The organism is Klebsiella pneumoniae complex sp. WS1778 (genome assembly GCF_049472055.1).
GTDB classification, from domain to species: domain Bacteria; phylum Pseudomonadota; class Gammaproteobacteria; order Enterobacterales; family Enterobacteriaceae; genus Klebsiella; species Klebsiella quasipneumoniae.
The window spans coordinates 140,608-157,355 of record NZ_JBKGTJ010000002.1; the positions used below are offsets into that span (position 1 = coordinate 140,608).

The following is a 16,748-nucleotide window of genomic DNA, read 5'->3' on the forward strand; positions in this document are numbered from 1 at the left end:
TCACACCTCCTTCGGGTTCGCCAGGTAACCAGTGGTATCGCCACACGGCCGGGCATTGGCGTTAGGTTTGATCACGATGCTCGGCCGGGTAAAGTGCGCCGAAGGCAGCGGCGCCACCGCCGCCAGCTGGCCGTGCTTAGCGCGCAGTTCGGCAATCGGCCCGAAATCGAGCGCCCGCAACGGGCAGGACTCGACGCAGATCGGCTTTTTCCCTTCGGCGACGCGCTCGTGGCAGCCGTCGCACTTAGTCATATGGCCTTTATCGGCGTTATACTGCGGCGCGCCGTACGGACAGGCCATATGGCAGTAACGGCAGCCAATGCAGACCTCTTCGTTGACCACCACAAAACCGTCTTCGCGCTTGTGCATCGCACCGCTCGGGCAGACTTTGGTGCAGGCTGGATCTTCGCAGTGGTTACAGGCGATGGAGAGGTAATAGGCGAACACGTTCTGATTCCAGACGCCGTTATCCTCCTGCCAGTCGCCGCCGGCATATTCATAGATGCGACGGAAGCTGACCTCCGGGGTCAAATTTTTGTAGTCCTTACAGGCCAGTTCGCAGGTCTTGCAACCGGTGCAACGGGCGGAATCAATAAAAAATCCATACTGAGTTGTCATCGGTTACTCCTTACAGCTTCTCAACCTGGACGAGGTTGGTATGCGACGGGTTTCCCTTCGCCAGTGGCGAGGGGCGCTGGGTGGTCAGTACGTTAATGCTGCCCGCCTGATCCACGCGCGCGGCATCCGGGTTATACCAGGCCCCTTCCCCCAGCGCGACGACGCCCGGCATCATGCGCGGCGTCACCTTCGCTTCGATATGCACTTCCCCACGGTCGTTGAAGATACGAATGCGATCGCCGTTGGCAATGCCGCGCTGGCGGGCATCGATCGGGTTAATCCACATCTCCTGCCGGCAGGCGGCCTTCAGTACATCGACGTTGCCGTAGGTCGAGTGGACGCGAGATTTATAGTGGAAACCGGTGAGCTGTAGCGGGTATTTCGCTGTCATCGGATCGTTATAGTTTTCGAAACCCGGGGTGTAGATCGGCAGCGGATCGATAACATCCCCTTCCGGCAGCTCCCAGGTGGCGGCGATTTTCGCCAGATCCTGCGAGTAAATTTCGATCTTGCCCGAAGGCGTGGTCAGCGGATTAGCCTGCGGATCCTCACGGAAGGCTTTGTAGGCCACATGATGACCTTGCGGATCGCGCTGCTTATAGATGCCCTGCTGACGGAAGGTGTCGAAATCCGGCAGGTCTGGAATCGCTTTGCGCGACTGCTCATACAGATAGCGCATCCAGCCTTCCTGGGTACGGCCTTCGGTAAATTTCTCCTCGACGCCAAGGCGCTTCGCCAGCTCGCTGGTCATCTCATAGATGGTTTTACATTCGAAACGCGGCTTGATGGCCTGGTCGGCAAAAATGACGTAGGACATGTTGCCGCAGGAGGCATCCAGCGCAAAATCCATCTGCTCAGAGGCGGTGCAGTCCGGCAGCAGAATATCGGCGTATTTCGCTGACGAGGTCATATGGCAGTCGATGACCACAATCATCTCGCACTTCTTATCGTCCTGCAGGATTTCGTGGGTGCGGTTGATCTCAGAGTGCTGATTGATCAGGCAATTGCCCGCATAGTTCCAGATCATTTTGATCGGCACATCGAGCTTATCTTTGCCACGCACCCCATCGCGCAGGGCGGTCATTTCCGGACCGCGCTCAATCGCATCGGTCCACATAAACATCGAGATGCTGGTCTGAACCGGATTCTCCAGCGTCGGCATACGTTCAAACGGCAGGCTGTAGGAGCCCTCGCGCGCGCCGCTATTGCCGCCGTTGATCCCGACGTTACCGGTCAGAATGGCGAGCATCGCGATAGCCCGGGTGGCGATTTCGCCGTTGGCATGACGCTGCGGCCCCCAGCCCTGGCTGATATAGGCCGGTTTAGCGGTGGCAATTTCCCGCGCCAGTTTAACAATGCGTTCGCGCGGAATACCGGTAATGGTCGAGGCCCACTCCGGCGTTTTGGCGATACCGTCAGTGCCCTCGCCAAGAATGTAAGCTTTGTAATGACCATTGGCTGGCGCACCGGCGGGCAGCGTTTTCTCGTCGTATCCCACGCAGTATTTATCGAGGAACGGCTGATCGACCAGATTCTCGGTGATCATCACCCACGCCAGACCCGATACCAGCGCCGCATCGGTGCCGGGGCGAATCGGGATCCATTCATCTTCGCGTCCGGCGCCGGTGTCGGTATAGCGCGGATCGATAATGATCATCCTGGCATTGGATTTCTGGCGCGCCTGCTCAAGATAGTAGGTCACCCCGCCGCCGCTCATCCGCGTTTCCCCGGGGTTGTTGCCGAACAGCACTACCAGCTGGCTGTTTTCAATATCCGACGGACTGTTGCCATCTGCCCAACCGCCGTAGGTGTAATTCAACCCGGCAGCAATCTGCGCGGATGAATAGTCGCCGTAATGATTGAGATACCCGCCGCAGCAGTTCATCAGACGGGCAATCAGGGTTTTCCCCGGCGGCCAGGAGCGGGTCAGCGTGCCACCCAGCGTGCCGGTGCCGTAGTTCAGATAGATGGACTCGTTGCCGTAGTCTTTAATCAGCCGCTGCGTCGTGCTGGCGATGATATCGAAAGCCTCTTCCCAGCTGATTTGCTCGAATTTACCCTCACCGCGTTTACCTACGCGCTTCATGGGATATTTCAGCCGATCGGGGTTATAAACCCGGCGGCGCATAGAACGTCCGCGCAGGCAGGCGCGCACCTGATGCAGGCCGTCATAGTTATCGTCACCGGTATTATCGGTTTCAACGTATTTAATCGCGCCATCCACCACGTGCATGCGCAGCGGGCAGCGGCTACCGCAGTTGACGGTGCATGCGCTCCAGACCACCTTCTCACTGGCCGGGGCTGGCGTGTCGGCGGCATGGGCCATACGGGAAAAGGGTAACGTTAGTGCGTTGCTGGCCAGCGCCAGGCCGCCTATTGCCGTGGTTTTCATCAGACCACGGCGGCTTACCTCAGCAGCCAGTAAAGCATCGGGGGCTTTAATTTTCATGGATACTCGCTTTGGTTGCTCACAATAAACTGATAAGCGCTATATAGTCATATATATAATGCTTTGAAATATTATTGGTTTTTTATGCTGATTTAATCCAAAGGGAGTATCACTGCATTCGCGGAAGGGATTATTGCCCGGTATCAATAAGGGTGTAAAAAAAGCGCCCGCAGGCGCTTTTAAGGGAGATGGTAAAAATTAACCGATATATTCGAGGCCGCGCATATACGGGCGCAGGATTTCCGGGATCTCGATACGGCCATCGGCCTGCTGATAGTTTTCCATCAGCGCCACCAGCGTACGACCAACCGCCAGGCCAGAACCATTCAGGGTATGAACGAGACGGGTCTTCTTGTCGGACTTGCTACGGCAGCGAGCCTGCATACGACGCGCCTGGAAATCCCAGACGTTAGAGCAGGAAGAGATCTCACGGTAGGTGTTCTGCGCCGGAACCCACACTTCGAGGTCATAGGTTTTGCAGGCGCTGAAGCCCATATCGCCGGTGCACAGCGCGACCTTACGGTACGGCAGGCCCAGCAGCTGCAGCACTTTCTCGGCGTGGCCGGTCATCTCTTCCAGCGCCGCCATGGAGTCTTCCGGACGGACAATCTGCACCATCTCAACTTTATCGAACTGGTGCATACGGATCAGACCGCGGGTGTCGCGACCATAAGAACCCGCTTCGGAACGGAAGCACGGCGTATGGGCGGTCATTTTGATCGGCAGATCGTCTTCATCGATAATTTCATCACGCACCAGGTTGGTCAGCGGCACTTCCGCCGTCGGGATCAGCGCGTAGTTGCTGCTGTCAGCCTCTTCTTCCAGCGGGCGAGTATGGAACAGGTCGCCGGCGAATTTCGGCAGCTGGCCGGTGCCATACAGGGTGTCCTGGTTTACCAGGTACGGGACATAGTTTTCGCTATAGCCATGCTGTTCAGTGTGCAGATCCAGCATGAACTGCGCCAGGGCGCGGTGCAGACGGGCCAGCTGGCCTTTCATCACCACGAAGCGCGAACCGGTGAGCTTAACGGCGGCGGCAAAATCCAGCCCGCCGTGCATTTCACCCAGCGTCACGTGATCGCGCACGTCAAAATCGAACTGGCGCGGCGTGCCCCAGCGGCTGACTTCAACGTTGTCGTTTTCGTCACGGCCAACCGGCACGTCATCGTGAGGAATATTCGGGATCGCCAGCGCGATATCGCGGATTTCCGCCAGCAGCGCTTCCAGCTCGGATTTTGCGGCATCCAGCTGTTCGCCGAGTTTGTTCACTTCCAGGCGTAATGGCTCGATGTCTTCCCCGCGCGCTTTCGCCTGGCCAATGGATTTCGATCGGGAGTTGCGCTCCGCCTGCAGGTTTTCCGTTTGCACCTGCAGAACTTTACGACGCTCTTCAAGCGCGCGAAGTTTATCTACATCCAGCTTAAAGCCCCGGCGTGCCAGTTTTTCTGCGACTGCGTCTGGCTCGGTACGCAGCAGATTGGGATCGAGCATGCTTATCCTGTGCTTATCGAATTAAAAAAAGAAAAGTGGCCGCAGGCTACGGCCACGGAAATAGTGTAATAACCTTACCGCAACGCCTCAATTAGCGGTAGCGTTTTATCGGGCTATTTTGATCCTGTTCAGCGAGCCAGGCGAGCTTTTCGCCAATTTTGCCCTCAAGCCCCCGGTTTGTCGGGTGATAATAGCGCGTTTGCGCCATTTCCTGCGGGAAGTACTGCTCGCCGGCGGCGTAGGCGTTAGGTTCGTCATGAGCGTAGCGATACTCCTGCCCGTAGCCCATCTCTTTCATCAGCTTCGTCGGCGCATTGCGCAGATGCACCGGAACGTCATAGTCCGGACGGTCTCGCGCATCGGCCAGCGCCGCTTTAAAGGCGGTGTAGACCGCATTGCTCTTCGGCGCGCAGGCCAGATAGACAATAGCCTGGGCAATCGCCCGTTCGCCTTCCGCCGGCCCGACGCGGGTGAAGCAGTCCCACGCCGATATGGCCACCTGCATCGCCCGCGGGTCGGCGTTGCCGACGTCTTCCGAGGCAATCGCCAGACAACGGCGGGCAACATACAGCGGATCGCCCCCGGCGGTGATGATCCGCGCGTACCAGTAAAGCGCCGCGTCCGGCGCGCTACCGCGCACCGACTTATGCAGGGCGGAAATCAAATCGTAGAAACGGTCGCCTTTATTATCAAAGCGCGCGCTGCGCTCGCCGGCGATCTCGGTCAGCAGTTCCGCCTTCAGCACCCGCTTGCCCGCATCATCGCTCTCGGCCATATCGGCCATCATTTCCAGGGTATTCAGCGCCCGCCGCGCGTCGCCGTTTACCAGTTCGGCGATGGCCCTGCGGGTCTCATCCGGCAAAACGATATCCTGGCCGCCGTAGCCGCGGGTTTTATCGTTCATCGCCTGGTCAAGCACCCGCTCGATATCGTCGGTAGTGAGCGATTTCAGTAAATAGACGCGGGCGCGGGAGAGCAGCGCTGAGTTAAGCTCAAAGGAAGGGTTTTCGGTGGTCGCGCCAATAAAAGTGATAGTGCCATCTTCAATATGCGGCAGAAAGGCATCCTGCTGGCTTTTATTGAAGCGATGCACTTCGTCAACAAACAGAATCGTTCGTCGGCCGGCGTTGCGATTCTGCCGCGCGCGCTCAATGGCCTCGCGGATCTCTTTCACCCCGGAGGTCACCGCCGAGATCCTTTCGACATCGGCGCTGGCATAACGGGCGATAACTTCCGCCAGGGTAGTCTTGCCGGTACCCGGCGGCCCCCAGAGGATCATCGAATGCAGGTGCCCGGCTTCGATCGCCCGCGGCAGGGGTTTGCCCGGCGCCAGCAGGTGCTGCTGGCCAATATACTGCGCTAAATTTTCTGGCCGCATGCGAGCGGCCAGAGGTTGAAACGCGTTGTCGGAAAAATCGAGCGACAGATTGCTCACTTTCGCCTCTACTTACGTTGATCGTCCACCGTCACCCCTTTCGGCGGCGTAAAGGTGAACTTAGATGCGTCGACGGCGCCGTTCTGCTGCGATTTCAGCTGATAGCTGCTGCGCTGATCGTCCTGCTCGACGGCGCTGAACTGATGGATGGTGCCGTCCCGACCGACGTTGATCGTGAACTGCTTCAGGTTGCCGCTGCCGCTTTTCGGCGTCAGCACAAAATCATCGCCGTTTTGTTTGATATTGTACTGCTGCCAGTCGCTGGACTGGTTGCGGGCAATCAGCATAAACGGCGTGTTGCTGGTGGCGTCTTTCAGCCAGGTCGCCGTGGCCTGCTCGACGAACGGGTTATAGAACCACAGGGTTTTACCATCCGAAACGAGGACGCTCTCATCCGGCTGGGTCATATGCCAGTTAAACAGATTCGGGCGTTTTACCCACAGGTCGCCCTGTCCGTCCTGCACGGCGTTGCCGCTGCCGTCGGTGACTTTTTGCGTGAAGCTGGCATGGAAGCTGCTCACTTTATCAAGACGGCTTTTTAAGTCACTGGCCGCATCTGCCCAGACCTGGCTGACGACCATACCAGACAGTAATGCACAGGTGATTGCGAGTTTTTTCATTGTTCTTCCTTAATGTGCGTCACTCCCGACGCGGGAGCCTCTTCTGCCCCTAATGTAGGACCGCCGACGGCGGCGGGACAGAAGAATTGGCTGATTTTGCGCTTATTTACCCAACTTTGCACTCATTCAAAGGGCGGCGGCGCCAGCACTTCGCGGTTACCGTTATGGCCCTGCTCGCTGACAATGCCCTGCGCTTCCATCTGTTCGATGATACGCGCGGCACGGTTATAGCCAATGCGGAACTGGCGCTGCACCCCGGAAATCGACGCTTTACGCTTCTCGGTCACAAAGCTGACCGCCTGATCGAACAGCGGATCCAGCTCTTCACCGCCGTCGAAACCGCCGCCGCCGCCTTCGCTTTCGCTGTCGGAGGTAATGCCGTCAACATACTGCGGACGACCGCGGGCTTTCCAGTCCTGAACCACAGCGTGGACTTCCTGATCGCGAACAAACGCCCCATGGACGCGCACCGGCGTGGTGGAGTTCGGCCCGGAGTAGAGCATATCCCCCATCCCGAGCAGCGATTCCGCACCGCCCTGATCGAGAATGGTACGCGAGTCAATTTTACTCGACACGGTAAAGGCGATACGCGTCGGAATGTTGGCCTTAATCAGACCGGTAATGACATCCACCGACGGACGCTGCGTCGCCAGCACCAGGTGGATCCCCGCCGCACGCGCTTTCTGCGCCAGGCGAGCGATCAGCTCTTCCACCTTCTTACCGACGGTCATCATCAGGTCGGCGAATTCGTCCACCAGCACCACTATGTACGGCAGCTTTTCCAGTACCGGGTGCACGGCGTCCATACTGTCGCCTGGCTTCCAGTATGGATCCGGGATCGGACGGCCCATGCGCGCCGCTTCAGCAATCTTCTCGTTATAGCCCGCCAGATTACGTACGCCCAGCGCCGACATTAGCTTGTAGCGACGCTCCATCTCGTTGACGCTCCAGCGCAGCGCATTGGCGGCGTCTTTCATGTCGGTGACCACTTCCGTCAGCAGATGCGGAATACCTTCGTAGACCGACAGCTCGAGCATTTTCGGGTCGATCATAATGAAACGCACATCTTCCGGCTGCGCTTTGTAGAGCATGCTGAGGATCATGGCGTTGACGCCGACTGACTTACCGGAACCGGTGGTACCGGCCACCAGCAGGTGCGGCATTTTCGCCAGATCGGCCACCACCGGATCGCCGGCGATGTCTTTACCCAGCACCACGGTCAGCGGCGACGGGTTATCACGGAACTTGCTGTTGTCGAGCACTTCACGCAGGTAGACGGTCTGGCGCTTTTTATTCGGCAGCTCAAGCCCGACATACGGTTTACCCGGGATCACTTCCACCACGCGCACGGCGACCGTGGACAGCGAACGCGCCAGATCCCGTGACAGGTTAGAGATTCGCGCCGCTTTGACGCCAGGCGCCAGATTCAGTTCGAAGCGGGTGATCACCGGCCCCGGCGAGTAGTTCACCACATCCGCTTTAATGCGGAAATCGGCGAGTCGCGCTTCCACCAGTCGTGCCATCTGCTCAAGAGCAAAGGTATCGACCGGCTCGACTTCACTGGGCGGCGGCGTGAGCAGATCCAGCGACGGCAGCGGCGTTGTCGGCTTTTGCAGCGGTCGACTATCGCCATTGCGCATCAGCAGCGGGTGGATCAGGCTCTCCTGCGGCGCAGGCGCGGCAGGCTGGTGCCCCTGTGGGGCAACCGGCTGTTGCTGCTGCACGGGCTGCGGCGCAGTCTGGTAAGGCTGCTGCGGCACTGGCTGAGGGTGTACCGGCTGGTGCTGCGCAGGTTGATAACCCTGCTGCGGAGCGGCGGCTGGTTGTTGATAGTGCTGGGCTGGCTGCTGCGGCTGTACTTCCGGTGTCGGCGTAAACAGCGGCTCGCTCGGACCCTCATTGACCAGCGTTTTCATCGGCGAGAATTCATAATCCGCCGGCGAGAACGGATTAGCGCCCGGCGGCTGCTCGGAGGCGTAGCGCTGCTGCTGGGTGGCGGCAAACTGGCGCGCCAGCTCCGCTTCCGCCGCGGCATCGGCGTCATCGTCATCAGTCGCGTTATCGTCTTCCCAGCGATGGCCATAGCGCTGCTGTTGAGTGGCGGCGAACTGGCGAGCCAGCTCATCCTGCTCCATAGCATCCGCTTCCTCATCCGAGAGCAGCTCATCATCATAATGGGGGTCGCGCTCGGCCTGCCGCGCGCGCTGTTCAGCTTCCCGCTGCGACGGTAGCTTGATGCCGTAGGAGGCCAGTTCCCGACGCGTCGGGACGCGAACGCGATTTGGCCGCGGTAGTTTTGGACCAATGCCCTCTTTCACCTGGACCCGCGGTCCGCTGGAGGCCGGGCTGAACAATGGCGCTGTCGCTGCGGCCGCGGCGGTCGCCGTCTTCGCAGCGGCTGCGCCGCCGCTGGCAGCCGTTGCCTGATGCACTCCTGCCGCCACCGCAGAAACTACGGTTGACTCCACGGGCGGTTTGGACGGCGAGGCGGGCGGCGTCAGCGGTTTGGTGGCGATCGGACTTTCCGGCTCCGGAATAGGCTGATACCAGGAAGCCAGCAGCTCGCGTTCGCGCGCCCGCTTCTCTTCCACTTCCTCGAAATAATAGAGCGGCGGACGTTTCACTTCTTCCTGCACGACCTCAGGCTCTGGCTGCGCGGCAGGTACCGGCGCGGGCTCAGGCTGATACGCCTGCGGCGCAGGCTGACCGGCATGCGGATCGTAAGCCGGCTGCTGATACGGCGCAGGCTCGGGTTGATAGCCCTGCGGCGCAGGCTGAGCAACATGTGGATCGTAAACCGGCTGCTGATACGGCGCCGGCTCTGGCTGATACCCCTGCGGCGCAGGCTGAGCAACATGTGGATCGTAAACCGGCTGCTGATACGGCGCCGGCTCTGGCTGATACCCCTGCGGCGCAGGCTGGACGGCATGCGGATCGTAAACCGGCTGCTGATACGGCACTGGCTCAGGCTGATACGCCTGCGGTGCCGGCTGGACGGCATGCGGATCGTAAGTCGGCTGCTGATACGGCACAGGCTCGGGTTGATACCCCTGCGGCGCAGGCTGACCGGCATACGGATCGTAAACCGGCTGCTGATACGGCGCAGGCTCGGGTTGATACCCCTGCGGCGCAGGCTGGCCGGCATACGGATCGTAAACCGGCTGCTGATACTGCACTGGCTCAGGCTGATACGCCTGCGGTGCCGGCTGACCGGCATGAGGAGCATAAGCAGGCTGCTGATACGGTGCCGGCTCTGGCTGGTAGGGCTGCGGCGGGTAACCAGCTTCCGGCTGATAAACCGGCGCAGCGCCCTGATGACCAGCCGGTGATTCGGCCCACGGCTGCGGCGCGGCAGTGGCCGCCGCCGCTGCGCCCACCGGCTCAGCGATACTCTGGCCGTTCAGCAACGGATCGTAAGGGTCGTAATCGCCCGGGCGCGCGGCGCTGGCGCCGGAGAACAACACATCATTCTCGGCGGGACGCGCGGCGCTGGCGCCGGAAAACAGTACATCGTCGGCGGCAACAGGCGCACCGCTGGCGCTGTACTGCACTGCCTCTTCCCCGTCATCCATCCGTTTGCCGGAGAAAAGCGCCGCGTCGGTTTTACGCCCCATGGGGTTGGTAAACTTCTCAGCGAGACGTTTACGCCGCGCCAGTGCGCTGCGCAAGATACGGGCGCGACGCGACTCCTGGGGGGTTGCCGCCTCTTCGTCGTCGTACTCTTCATCGTCGTCTTCGTATTCGCCTTCATCGACCCAGGTATCATCCCGACGGGTACGATTGCTGGCAAAGGTGAGTACGGACAGGATGCCTCCGCCCAGTTTTTCCGCAATGCTGACCCACGACCAGCCGGTAAACAGCGTCAGGCCGGCCGCCCAGATGCACAACAGCGCGATGGTGCCGCCGCTGCTGTGCAGCAGCGGTTGCAGGGTGGTGCTGAGCAGGCTGCCAATCACCCCGCCAGAGGCGAAGTACCAGATATCATCGGCATTAATCGCCGCCAGACCGCAGGAGGTCAGGATCAGGGCTAACGCACCGATGAGGCGCAGCGAAACGGCGAAATAATCAATATATTCGTCATTTTCCTGATGCCGCCAGGCAAACCAGCATCCGCCGATGATGATCACCGGGATGGTGTAGGCCATGACGCCAAAAATGAAAAAGAGGGTATCGGCAAGCCACGCGCCGGGGGCGCCGCCTAAATTATGGATAGGCTCATGCCATGCCGTTTGCGACCAGCTTGGGTCCGAGGGGTTAAAGCTCAGTAATGCCGCCATCAGCCAGATGGCGAAGAGGGAGCAAAGGATGAGCATCGCCTCGAGGAGTCGGCGCCCGCTGCTGAGTTTGGTAAGTTTGACTTCTTTGTCTTCGGTGTATTCCTGGCTCAAGAAAGGCTCTCCAGGTATCAGGCTGTTTCCTGCCTGCTGCTAAAACGGACAACAGCGCCGGGTCTCCCCGGCACTGTTGCTGTATGGATTAACAGGAGTGTAATCAAACTACGTCGAGTTTGCACCTGTTCCGTGTTAGCGCGTCTTAATAACCAGACGATTACTTTGCTTGACTTCTTCCATTACCACATAGGTACGGGTGTCGTTAACGCCCGGCAGGCGCAGCAAGGTCTCGCCCAGTAATTTACGATACGCTGACATATCCGGTACGCGGGTTTTCAACAGATAGTCGAAATCACCGGAAACCAGATGACACTCTTGAATTTCTTCAAGTTTTTGCACTGCGGCGTTAAATTGCTCAAACACATCCGGTGCGCCACGATTCAGAGTAATCTCAACAAATACCAGAAGTGATGCATCCAGATAATGCGGGTTGAGCAGCGCCGTATAGCCCTGAATAAAACCCTGTCTTTCAAGACGACGCACACGCTCAAGGCAAGGCGTCGGAGAAAGTCCCACCCGTTTAGAAAGCTCGACGTTAGAAATTCGCCCATCTTTTTGCAATTCATTCAGGATGTTACGATCAATGCGGTCGAGATCTTTGCCAGGGCGCTTCTTGCTATCTACCATTATTATTGTCTCTCTGTATTCCTTCCCTACTCCTGTTCCGGCTCTGTGCCTTCACTGCCAGAGCCCATCCTGTTATTACCCGTACGACATTGGGTAACCCAGGGGTACGTGAGAAGCCCGTTGCCTGACGGCAGTCACCGACATCACGCATGGCGTCTGTCCACACCATGCGTAGATTTCGTTGACCCGGATAAAAATGGCATTTGCGTGCATGAAAATTCGCCGCACGCCAAATACTGCTTTTCTTCTTCCTTGAATGTTTTCGCAAAAGCACAGGGGATTGTCAAAGCAAAACATCGATTTTTAGTACAAGATGCCAGATATTCATCATCTACCCTGGTTGATTCTCATTTTTTCGTCTTATAATTGTCCCGCCAACAGTAGAAATAGTTATATTCCTTGCCGGGAAAATCGCCAATTCATCGGCCGCTTCTATTGCACACATCGTTAACAAAATCGCTGCGCTCTTTTTTTACGACAACAAATTCCCTACAATCCCAGCCCAATGTATGCCAATTATTATGGGGATCTCATGGGCACAGCCAAACACAGTAAACTGCTTATCCTTGGTTCTGGACCTGCGGGATACACCGCGGCGGTCTATGCCGCACGCGCCAACCTGCAGCCGGTGCTGATCACCGGGATGGAAAAAGGCGGTCAGCTGACCACCACGACGGAAGTGGAAAACTGGCCAGGCGATCCGAACGATTTGACCGGTCCGCTGCTGATGGAGCGCATGCACGAGCATGCCGCGAAATTTGAAACCGAGATTATTTTCGACCATATCAGCCGCGTCGATCTGCAAAACCGGCCGTTCCGTCTGACCGGCGACAGCGGCGAATACACCTGTGACGCGTTGATTATCGCCACCGGCGCTTCCGCCCGTTACCTGGGCCTGCCTTCCGAAGAAGCCTTCAAGGGCCGCGGCGTTTCCGCCTGCGCCACCTGTGACGGATTCTTCTATCGCAACCAGAAAGTGGCGGTGATCGGCGGCGGCAACACCGCGGTTGAAGAGGCTCTGTATCTGTCAAACATCGCCTCTGAGGTACACCTCATCCACCGTCGCGATTCCTTCCGTGCGGAAAAAATCCTCATCAAACGCCTGATGGACAAAGTGGAAAGCGGCAACATCGTGCTGCATACCGATCGCACCCTCGAAGAGGTGACCGGCGACCAGATGGGCGTCAGCGGCCTGCGTCTGCGCGATACCAAAAACAGCGACAACGTCGAGTCCCTGGAAGTAGCCGGTCTGTTTGTCGCCATCGGCCACAGCCCGAACACCGCCATCTTTGAAGGTCAGCTGGAGCTGGAGAACGGCTACATCAAAGTGCAGTCCGGTATCCATGGCAATGCGACCCAGACCAGCATCCCGGGCGTGTTCGCCGCCGGCGATGTCATGGACCATATTTATCGTCAGGCTATCACCTCCGCCGGCACCGGCTGCATGGCGGCGCTGGACGCTGAACGTTACCTCGACGGTCTGGCTGACGCCTGCAAATAATCTTTACAAGTCAGTAACAAAGGTAAAGAAGGCGACGAAAAGTCGCCTTTATTTTTGCCGCGATGTAACATTGCCGTGCCCAATATTCCGATAACGACACCTGCAAAGCGCGCAATGAATAAAACCCGTCAACAAGAGTTAACCCGCTGGTTAAAACAGCAAAGCATTATCTCCCGTCGCTGGTTGATGATTTCCCGCCTCCTTGGCGTGGCGAGCGGTCTGCTGATCGTGGCGCAGGCCTGGTTCCTGGCGCGGATCCTGCATCGGATGGTGATGGAGAATATTCCTGCGACCGCCCTGCTGCTGCCGCTAACCCTGCTGGTGCTGACCTTTGTGCTGCGCGCCTGGGTGGTCTGGCTGCGTGAACGGGTCGGCTTTCAGGCCGGGCAGCATATTCGCTATGAAATTCGCCGCCAGGTGCTCGACCGCCTCCAGCAGGCGGGCCCGGCGTGGATCCAGGGCAAACCGGCCGGCAGTTGGGCAACGCTTATCCTCGAGCAGATCGATGATATGCACGATTATTATGCCCGCTACCTGCCGCAAATGACGCTGGCGGCCTGCGTGCCGCTGCTGATCGTTATCACTATTTTCCCGATAAACTGGGCCGCCGCGCTGATCCTCCTCGGCACTGCGCCGCTGATCCCCCTGTTCATGGCCCTGGTTGGGATGGGCGCCGCCGATGCCAACCGGCGTAATTTCCAGGCGCTGGCCCGCCTCAGCGGCCACTTCCTCGACCGCCTGCGCGGCATGGAAACCTTGCGTATTTTTCACCGCGGTCAGGCAGAAATCGATAATATTCGCGACGCCTCGCAGGATTTTCGCCAACGCACCATGGAAGTCCTGCGCCTGGCGTTCCTCTCCTCCGGGGTACTGGAATTTTTCACCTCGCTCTCCATTGCGCTGGTGGCGGTCTATTTTGGCTTCTCATACCTTGGCGAGCTGAACTTCGGCCACTATGGCGCGGGCGTCACGCTGATGGCGGGCTTCCTGACGCTGATCCTCGCCCCGGAATTTTTCCAGCCGTTACGTGACCTGGGCACCTTCTACCATGCCAAAGCCCAGGCCGTGGGCGCCGCAGACAGCCTGAAAACGTTTATGGAAACCCCGCTGACCCAGGTGGAGCGTGGCGAAAAAACCTTAAATGACAACGATCTGATTGGCGTGGAAGCGCGCGATCTGCTGATCAAATCTCCCGAAGGGAAAGTCCTCGCCGGGCCGCTGACCTTTTCACTGCCTGCAGGCGCGCGGGTGGTGCTGGTGGGGCAGAGCGGCTCAGGGAAAAGTTCACTGCTGAACACCCTGCTCGGCTTTTTGCCCTATGAGGGTTCGCTGAAGGTCAATGGCGTGGAGCTGCGCGAGCTGGACGCCGATCGCTGGCGTCGCCTGTTAAGCTGGGTGGGGCAGAATCCCCAGCTTCCTGCCGCCACGCTGCGGGAAAATGTGCTGCTGGCGTGGCCGGAAGCCAGCGATGCCCAGCTTCGACTGGCGCTGGACAAGGCCTGGGTGAGCGAGTTTATCGCTCTGCTGCCGGATGGGATCCATACCGCCGTGGGCGATCAGGCGGGCCGTCTGTCGGTCGGCCAGGCGCAGCGTATCGCGGTCGCCCGCGCGCTGTTGGTGCCGTGCCGCCTGCTGCTGCTGGATGAACCCGCCGCCAGCCTCGACGCCCACAGCGAACAACGGGTCATGCAGGCATTGACCCACGCCTCCACCCAGCAAACCACGCTGCTGGTTACCCATCAGCTTGAGGGACTGGCGGACTGGGATGCCGTCTGGGTGATGCAGGACGGACAGATTATCGAACAAGGCGACTACGCCACGCTGGCCCGCGCCGGCGGGGTCTTCTCGGCGCTGCTGGCCCATCGTCAGGAGGAGATTTAAATGCGCGCGCTCTTACCCTATCTGGCACTGTACAAACGCCACAAATGGATGCTGCTGCTCGGCATCGTACTGGCAATTGTGACCCTGCTGGCCAGTATCGGCCTGCTGACGCTCTCCGGCTGGTTTCTCTCCGCCTCTGCGGTGGTGGGCGTCGCCGGGATCTACAGTTTTAACTATATGCTGCCCGCCGCGGGCGTTCGCGGCGCAGCGATTATCCGGACCGCCGGACGCTACTTCGAGCGTCTGGTCAGCCACGACGCCACCTTCCGCGTGCTACAGCACCTGCGCGTCTTCACCTTCAGCAAACTACTCCCCCTCTCTCCGGCGGGGCTGGCGCGCTTTCGCCAGGGTGAACTGCTCAACCGCGTGGTAGCCGACGTCGACACCCTGGATCATCTCTACCTGCGGGTCATTTCGCCGCTGGTCGGCGCGCTGGTGGTGATTGTGGTGGTGACCTGCGGATTAAGCCTGCTCGATGTCACCCTCGCGCTAACGCTCGGCGGTATCATGCTGGTGACCCTGCTGGTTATGCCGCCGCTGTTCTATCGCGCCGGTAAACCGGCCGGAGAGAGTATGACCCAGCTGCGCGGCCAGTATCGGCAACAGCTTACCGCCTGGCTGCAGGGCCAGGCGGAGCTGATGGTGTTTAACGCCAGCGACCGCTATCGCGCGCAAATGGAAAAGACCGAGCTCAGTTGGCAGGAGGCGCAGCGTCGCCAGGCCGAGCTGACCGCGCTTTCGCAGGCGCTGATGCTGTTGATCGGCGGTATCGCCGTGGTGGCCATGCTCTGGCTGGCCTCAGATGGCGTCGGCGGCAACAGCCAGCCCGGGGCGCTGATCGCCCTGTTCGTCTTCTGCGCCCTGGCGGCTTTCGAAGCCCTGGCGCCCGTCACCGGCGCTTTCCAGCATTTAGGTCAGGTGATCGCCTCCGCGCTGCGGATCTCGCAGATCACTGACCAGCAGCCGGAAGTCTCCTTCGTCGAGGGCGAGGCCAGCAAGCCTGCGCAGGTGGCCTTAGCTTTCAGGCAGGTCACCTTCCGCTACCCGCAGCAGCCCTCCCCCGCTCTGGAGAACATCTCCCTGCAGATTGCCGCCGGGGAACATATTGCTATTCTTGGCCGAACCGGCTGCGGAAAGTCGACGCTGTTGCAGTTACTCACCCGCGCATGGGATCCGACACAGGGTGAAATATTGCTCAACGACCAGCCGCTGTCCGGGCTCAGCGAAGCCACCCTGCGGCAGTCAATGAGCGTGGTGCCGCAGCGCGTGCACCTGTTCAGCGCCACCCTGCGCGACAACCTGCTGCTGGCGGCGCCTGAGGCTGATGACACTCTGCTCTGCGCCACCCTTGAGAAGGTAGGCCTGGAAAAACTGCTGGAAGATGGCGGACTCAACGGCTGGCTGGGCGAAGGCGGACGCCAGCTTTCCGGCGGCGAACTGCGCCGGCTGGCCATTGCCCGTGCGCTGCTCCACGATGCGCCGCTGATGCTGCTGGACGAACCGACAGAAGGTCTGGATGCGGCCACCGAAAGCCAGATCCTGCATCTGCTGGCGGAAGTCTTACGCGAGAAAACCGTGCTGATGGTCACCCACCGCCTGCGAGGCCTGGCGCGTTTTAATCAGATAATAGTCATGGACAACGGCCAGATAATTGAGCAAGGTAGTCACGCGGAGCTGCTCGCTAAACAGGGCCGGTACTTCCAGTTTAAACAGCGTCTGTAGGCTATTATCTAAT

Annotated in this window: 10 protein-coding genes; 3 read left to right on the forward strand and 7 right to left on the reverse strand. The window is 59.3% G+C overall.

Annotated elements, in window-relative coordinates:
* From ACLEXF_RS10655 to lrp, 7 genes are all read right to left on the reverse strand, one after another.
* A complete protein-coding gene (locus tag ACLEXF_RS10655; RefSeq protein ID WP_004201375.1) occupies positions 1-618 on the reverse strand; it encodes a DMSO/selenate family reductase complex B subunit in 618 nt (205 codons plus the stop codon).
* A gap of 10 nt (positions 619-628) precedes the next feature.
* Entirely contained in the window at positions 629-3,067 is a 2,439-nt protein-coding gene (gene dmsA, locus ACLEXF_RS10660; RefSeq protein ID WP_407259869.1) for a dimethylsulfoxide reductase subunit A, read from the reverse strand.
* Between the two features lie 198 nt (positions 3,068-3,265).
* Positions 3,266-4,558 carry a serine--tRNA ligase gene (gene serS, locus ACLEXF_RS10665; RefSeq protein WP_004201371.1) on the reverse strand — a complete coding sequence of 431 codons (1,293 nt, stop codon included), beginning with the start codon at positions 4,556-4,558 and terminating at the stop codon, positions 3,266-3,268.
* A gap of 91 nt (positions 4,559-4,649) precedes the next feature.
* On the reverse strand, positions 4,650-5,993 hold the full coding sequence (rarA, locus tag ACLEXF_RS10670) for a replication-associated recombination protein RarA (protein WP_004201370.1): 1,344 nt from the start codon (positions 5,991-5,993) through the stop codon (positions 4,650-4,652).
* Positions 5,994-6,001: 8 nt separating this feature from the next.
* Complete coding sequence (gene lolA, locus ACLEXF_RS10675) at positions 6,002-6,613, reverse strand: outer membrane lipoprotein chaperone LolA (protein ID WP_004201368.1); 612 nt, start codon at positions 6,611-6,613, stop codon at positions 6,002-6,004.
* A 122-nt stretch (positions 6,614-6,735) separates the two neighbouring features.
* Complete coding sequence (gene ftsK, locus ACLEXF_RS10680; RefSeq protein ID WP_407259870.1) at positions 6,736-11,001, reverse strand: DNA translocase FtsK; 4,266 nt, start codon at positions 10,999-11,001, stop codon at positions 6,736-6,738.
* Positions 11,002-11,136: 135 nt separating this feature from the next.
* Positions 11,137-11,631: a leucine-responsive transcriptional regulator Lrp gene (gene lrp, locus ACLEXF_RS10685; protein ID WP_000228469.1), complete on the reverse strand. Its 495-nt coding sequence runs from the start codon at positions 11,629-11,631 to the stop codon at positions 11,137-11,139.
* A gap of 532 nt (positions 11,632-12,163) precedes the next feature.
* On the opposite strand from lrp, the gene trxB reads away from it, so the two are divergent.
* The 3 genes from trxB to cydC all read left to right on the forward strand — a co-directional run bounded on the left by trxB (position 12,164) and on the right by cydC (position 16,735).
* Positions 12,164-13,132, forward strand: coding sequence for a thioredoxin-disulfide reductase (gene trxB, locus ACLEXF_RS10690; RefSeq protein ID WP_043522138.1), 969 nt, complete (start codon positions 12,164-12,166; stop codon positions 13,130-13,132).
* Positions 13,133-13,246: 114 nt separating this feature from the next.
* Complete coding sequence (gene cydD, locus ACLEXF_RS10695) at positions 13,247-15,013, forward strand: heme ABC transporter permease/ATP-binding protein CydD (RefSeq protein ID WP_060656386.1); 1,767 nt, start codon at positions 13,247-13,249, stop codon at positions 15,011-15,013.
* A complete protein-coding gene (gene cydC / locus ACLEXF_RS10700; RefSeq protein ID WP_048323528.1) occupies positions 15,014-16,735 on the forward strand; it encodes a heme ABC transporter ATP-binding protein/permease CydC in 1,722 nt (573 codons plus the stop codon).
* Positions 16,736-16,748 lie beyond the last annotated feature (13 nt).

Bases quoted from the DNA above. Each gene is read 5' to 3' on its own strand.
- serS (WP_004201371.1), bottom strand. From the start codon at position 4,558: ATGCTCGATCCCAATCTGCTGCGTACCGAGCCAGACGCAGTCGCAGAA.
- trxB (WP_043522138.1), top strand. From the start codon at position 12,164: ATGGGCACAGCCAAACACAGTAAACTGCTTATCCTTGGTTCTGGACCT.
- dmsA (WP_407259869.1), bottom strand. From the start codon at position 3,067: ATGAAAATTAAAGCCCCCGATGCTTTACTGGCTGCTGAGGTAAGCCGC.
- cydD (WP_060656386.1), top strand. From the start codon at position 13,247: ATGAATAAAACCCGTCAACAAGAGTTAACCCGCTGGTTAAAACAGCAA.
- lolA (WP_004201368.1), bottom strand. From the start codon at position 6,613: ATGAAAAAACTCGCAATCACCTGTGCATTACTGTCTGGTATGGTCGTC.
- ACLEXF_RS10655 (WP_004201375.1), bottom strand. From the start codon at position 618: ATGACAACTCAGTATGGATTTTTTATTGATTCCGCCCGTTGCACCGGT.
- lrp (WP_000228469.1), bottom strand. From the start codon at position 11,631: ATGGTAGATAGCAAGAAGCGCCCTGGCAAAGATCTCGACCGCATTGAT.
- cydC (WP_048323528.1), top strand. From the start codon at position 15,014: ATGCGCGCGCTCTTACCCTATCTGGCACTGTACAAACGCCACAAATGG.